At 55.4% G+C, this 4,583-nt stretch carries 6 protein-coding genes and 1 pseudogene; 1 reads left to right on the forward strand and 6 read right to left on the reverse strand.

Annotation, left to right across the window (positions count from 1 at the left end; genetic code table 11):
• The coding region (locus tag ACESMB_RS12925; RefSeq protein WP_372971748.1) for an electron transfer flavoprotein-ubiquinone oxidoreductase at positions 1-885 on the forward strand (885 nt) is incomplete at its 5' end.
• Positions 886-946: 61 nt separating this feature from the next.
• On the opposite strand, the gene ACESMB_RS12930 is transcribed toward ACESMB_RS12925, so the two are convergent.
• The 6 genes and pseudogenes from ACESMB_RS12930 to ACESMB_RS12955 all read right to left on the reverse strand — a co-directional run.
• Entirely contained in the window at positions 947-1,408 is a 462-nt protein-coding gene (locus ACESMB_RS12930) for a peptidylprolyl isomerase (protein WP_114612776.1), read from the reverse strand.
• 203 nt (positions 1,409-1,611) lie between these two features.
• Entirely contained in the window at positions 1,612-2,181 is a 570-nt protein-coding gene (locus tag ACESMB_RS12935; RefSeq protein ID WP_372925571.1) for a DUF1285 domain-containing protein, read from the reverse strand.
• Positions 2,182-2,267: 86 nt separating this feature from the next.
• Entirely contained in the window at positions 2,268-2,717 is a 450-nt protein-coding gene (locus ACESMB_RS12940) for a SixA phosphatase family protein (RefSeq protein WP_372971749.1), read from the reverse strand.
• A gap of 37 nt (positions 2,718-2,754) precedes the next feature.
• The gene (locus tag ACESMB_RS12945; RefSeq protein WP_372925569.1) at positions 2,755-3,822 is read right to left on the reverse strand and encodes an NAD(P)H-dependent glycerol-3-phosphate dehydrogenase; all 1,068 of its coding nucleotides are present in this window, start codon (positions 3,820-3,822) and stop codon (positions 2,755-2,757) included.
• 75 nt (positions 3,823-3,897) lie between these two features.
• A complete protein-coding gene (locus ACESMB_RS12950; RefSeq protein WP_372925568.1) occupies positions 3,898-4,389 on the reverse strand; it encodes an STAS domain-containing protein in 492 nt (163 codons plus the stop codon).
• A 14-nt stretch (positions 4,390-4,403) separates the two neighbouring features.
• Positions 4,404-4,583: pseudogene (locus ACESMB_RS12955) on the reverse strand (hypothetical protein); the annotation flags it as partial.

Consider the following 4,583-nt stretch of genomic DNA (forward strand, 5'->3'; position numbering starts at 1 on the left):
CAGGTATACGTCGGCCTGATCGCAGATCTGTCCTACAGCAACCCGCACCTGAGTCCTTTCGATGAGTTCCAGCGCCTGAAGCTGCACCCGGAAATCAGGAAGCACCTGGAAGGCGGCAAGCGAGTGGCCTACGGCGCCCGCGCCATTACCAAGGGTGGATTCAATTGTCTGCCCAAAATGAGCTTTCCCGGCGGTTTGCTGCTTGGCTGCGACGCCGGCACGTTGAACGGATCCAAGATCAAGGGTTCCCATACTGCCATGAAATCCGGGTTGCTGGGTGCCGAAGCCGTGTTTGAAGCGCTGAAGGAAGGCAAAGGCGGTGAGGAAATCACCAGCTTCGAGGATCGTTTCAAGGACAGCTGGCTTTACAAGGAACTATATGCCGAGCGCAATTTCGGCCCGGCTATGCACAAGTTCGGCAATATCGTGGGCGGTGCCATCGCCTATTTCGAGCAGAATATCCTTCGGGGCAGTCTGCCGTTTACGTTTCATGACACCACGCCGGACCATGCAACACTGAAGCCGGCTGACCAGGCCAGGAAAATCGAATATCCCAGGCCGGATAACAAGCTGACCTTTGATAAGCTTTCCTCGGTGTTTATTTCCAACACCAACCACGAGGAAGATCAGCCCGTTCACCTGAAGCTTTCCGACCCGGATCTTCCCATCAGGGAGAATCTGCCCAAGTATAACGAACCAGCGCAGCGCTATTGCCCGGCCGGAGTGTACGAAGTGGTTGATGCGGACGATGGCAGTGGCAAGAAGTTCCAGATCAACGCGCAGAACTGCGTGCACTGCAAAACCTGCGACATCAAGGACCCTGCCCAGAACATTACCTGGGTCACGCCGGAAGGTGGCGGTGGTCCGAATTATCCTAATATGTGATTTGAATTGTTGCATAAAAAACGGCCCACAAGGGGCCGTTTTTTTTCAACTTTAAAAAGCGTTAGTGAGCGTGACCGTGCTCTTGCTCTTCGTCAGTTGCGTCGCGCGCTTCAACCACTTCCACGTCAAAGTGCAGGGTCTGGCCTGCCAGCGGGTGGTTTGCGTCGATGGTGACGGTTTCGTCGCCTACTTCCACGACACGAACTACCTGGGGGCCACCCGGAGTCTGTGCCTGGAACTGCATGCCCGGCTCGATGGTGTCCACACCTTCAAACGCGGAACGGGGAACCGGCTGAACCAGCTCTTCGTTGACTTCGCCGTAACCTTCAGCAGGCTCAACAGATACTTTTACCTGATCGCCAGCGTTCTTTTCGTTCAGCGCATTTTCCAGTCCGCCGATGATGTTCTGAGCACCTTCCACATAAGACAGAGGCTCGCGACCTTCTACACGGGAGGAATCCAGTTCTTCTCCCTGGTCGTTGGTGAGCGTGTAATGGATGGTGACAACACGAGGTTGGGCCATGTGATCTCCTTGCGTGTCGCAATGACTGTTTGATTTAAATTTGGGCAATCGAAAGTAATCTTGAACAGCCAGACTGCACAGAGGGACTTACGACCACCGGGCCTCGTTAGAGAGCCAGGCTCGGTAACAAGTTCGAAACCACAGTTTAACAAGTGTCGTACTGCGTTTTCTACCGTGAGTTATTTGGGACGGTGCCCCGTAATTCAACCGTTAGCGGCAATTTTATAGAAATTTCCGTTGCTCCAGACACCTAGGCCGGTTTCGCCCTCCGGCGAATCTTCAGTGACCAGCTCTGCCAGGTCGTAATAGGCCGCGGTAACAAGCCGTGCTTCGAGTCCGTGACGCACCTGTACCACTGGCCGAGGTTCGTCGCTACCGTCATAGGTTCCAACACGCAGCGGGTGGGTCGCGCCAATCTCTATCGTTTCACCGGTATTGGTGGTGACGACCAGCACCTGGTCGTTGCCCTCGCCGATCGCATGCAGTGAGTGCGCCAGCAGCGGGGTATCCTCGACGGTGATCCGCCACTTCTCAACAGGCGTGACCAGATAATACTCTCCGTCATCTTCCCGCCGCAGGATGTTGGAAAACATTTTAACAAGCGCATCACGGTGGATGGGCCTGCCCTCAAACAGCCACTGGCCATCGCGGGCTATCACAATATCAATGTTTCCGGACAGCTCCGGGTTCCACTTTTCCAGTGGTGGCAGTTCCCGGCTTTCAGCCTTTGCACTCTCGACCTGATGCGCTATGGTTTCGGGCTTTTGGGTCATAACTGTCTTCCTGAATATGGCTACAACACAAATATGGATGCGGAACTGCCAGTTTTAAAGTGAAGCAGGCCGGCTTAGTCCCTGACTCATGGCAGAAACTGGGCTCTGAGGTCGGCGCACCCCGGCCCGGCGACAGGCATTTCAAGCACTACCGCCTGGGCGGTCATGAAGGGAATGCCCTTGCGGTGGCTGTCTACCAGTAGCGTCGAGAGACTGCCGACAAACGGCATATGGGACACGATCAGCAAAGGTGACGGCGCCGATTCCATCAGTTCGTCAAGGCAGCGACCGGGATCATCGTCCGGGGTGATGTAATCTTTTTCGGTAACGGCGCAATTGAGAATTTCCGAGGCGATGGCGGCCGTCTGGCGAGCACGCACCAGTGGGCTGCACCATATATTTTCCGGCCGCCAGGGTGACTCTGCAATCTGTGCTGCAACATCCGCCACACCATGCCGACCGAACTCTGTCAGCTCACGCTCCCGGTCGAGGGTGTGCCAGCCGGCTTCACCGTGACGCATGATAATCAAATGCACTGGTTACCTCCGGAAATACCCGCTCGCTGCTTTCAGATTACTGGGTGAGCGTGCGCGGCAGAATGAATTCCACGTCGGAGTTCTGGACCGACATCATCAGGCTGTTTATAACGGCGCTGATAGACGCCCCTTCATAGAGAATCTCATACAGCCCGCGCACCAGCGGCATGTAGATACCAATAGCCTCGGACTTTTCCTTGACCAGCTTTAGGGTATAGATCCCCTCTGCTACTTGACCCAGTTCGGCAACGGCGTCGTCCAGTGCCTGCCCCTTGCCCACAGCGTAGCCAACACGGTAGTTACGGCTTTTCGGGGAGGTACAGGTCACTATGAGGTCGCCCACACCGGCCAGACCCATGAAGGTCATGGGGTTGGCGCCAAGACTGACAGCAAAACGGCTCATTTCAGCCAGACCGCGGGTAATCAGCATCGCTTTGGCGTTTTCACCAAGATCCCGCGCCGAGGCGAGCCCTGCCACAATGGCGTAGATATTCTTCAACGCGCCGGCCAGCTCGACCCCGTAGACGTCAACATTGGCGTAAACCCGCAGGTATTCGCAGCCCAGAAGTTCCTGAACCGTGCGGCGCACGTCCGGATCCTTGGCAGCAATTACGGTGGCGGTAAGATCCTGGCTGACGATCTCCCCGGCCAGGTTCGGGCCACTGAGAACGCCGATCCGGCAGCGCGGGATTTCTTCCTGAAGAATCTCGCTCATCAGTTTGAAACCGTGCTCTTCGATACCCTTTGTCAGGCTGACAACCACCTGGCCTTCACGGAATTCGGAGCTGTTGTCCCGGATGACCGATCGGAACGCCTTGCTGGGGATGGCTACCAGTACAATTTCGGCTTTGCCTATCGCCTCAGGAAGACTGGTTGTCGGCTGGATGTCGCCGGTCAGCCTGACGTCGGGCATGTAACGACTGTTAATGCCGGTATCGCGGATTTCATCAGCCTGGGCTGCATCGCGCATCCAGAAGTGCACCGTGTGTCCGTTTTCTCCAAGCACCTTTGCCATGGCTGTGCCGAAGCTTCCGCCACCCAGCACAGCCACGTCATGGCCTGTGGGAACGGACTGAGGTGGCTGGGGGGCTTTTTTATCAGGCATAGTTGTTCCGTCATTACCTATAGTTGGCCCGGTTACGGCCGGCAGGAATGGGAAATACGGTGGTAATCGCCGGCGTCAGCCAGGTTCCTCGCATTCCAGGGCGCGCACCAGGTTCTTGAATTCTTCCCTGTTACGGCTGTTCAGGCCCATCAAAACCCGATGTGCATCCAGAACCTTGTCCCGGACGTCCTGCTCACTGGCACGCAGCACGGGGATCTCTTCCAGTTCCTCGATACGCGAGGCGGGTTCCCGAACAATAATGAAAATCTTGTCGAAACCCATGGAAGTAATAATTCGGGTGATATCCGGGTTAGTGGAAATCATGGTTGGCAGGAAATTGCTGCGTTTTTGAGCAGCCATGGCGATCTTGGCCAGCAGCCCAAGGGTGGTGCTGTCGATAATCTCGGTTTCCGTAAGATCAATGACCACCGTTTTGAAGTCGGGGTCCTGGGTGATGGACTCAACCAGGTTGTCCAGCGTCGAACACAGGTTCAGCCGGATTTCTCCAATAAACTTGAGGACATAAATGCCCTGTTTTTCAGCTTGCAGGATCTTGTAACCAGCCATTGAATCCACTGCCACTATTTCGACTTCGACGTTGAGCCATCGATACCGGGAACGGCGTCCGTAACGGATACGATAGCAATATCGTCAGGCAACTCTGTAATCTCGTCGAGATTCAGAGCGTCGCTCAGGGAAGCAATAGTGTGACTACCTCCCGAGACGAGTTCAAGTAATGTCTTTTCCTTTTCATCAAGGCT

The organism is Marinobacter sp. (genome assembly GCF_041686475.1).
Taxonomy (GTDB): domain Bacteria; phylum Pseudomonadota; class Gammaproteobacteria; order Pseudomonadales; family Oleiphilaceae; genus Marinobacter.

Coding starts and splice junctions, on each gene's coding strand:
- ACESMB_RS12950 (WP_372925568.1), bottom strand. CDS start 4,389: ATGGCTGGTTACAAGATCCTGCAAGCTGAAAAACAGGGCATTTATGTC.
- ACESMB_RS12935 (WP_372925571.1), bottom strand. CDS start 2,181: ATGACCCAAAAGCCCGAAACCATAGCGCATCAGGTCGAGAGTGCAAAG.
- ACESMB_RS12930 (WP_114612776.1), bottom strand. CDS start 1,408: ATGGCCCAACCTCGTGTTGTCACCATCCATTACACGCTCACCAACGAC.
- ACESMB_RS12945 (WP_372925569.1), bottom strand. CDS start 3,822: ATGCCTGATAAAAAAGCCCCCCAGCCACCTCAGTCCGTTCCCACAGGC.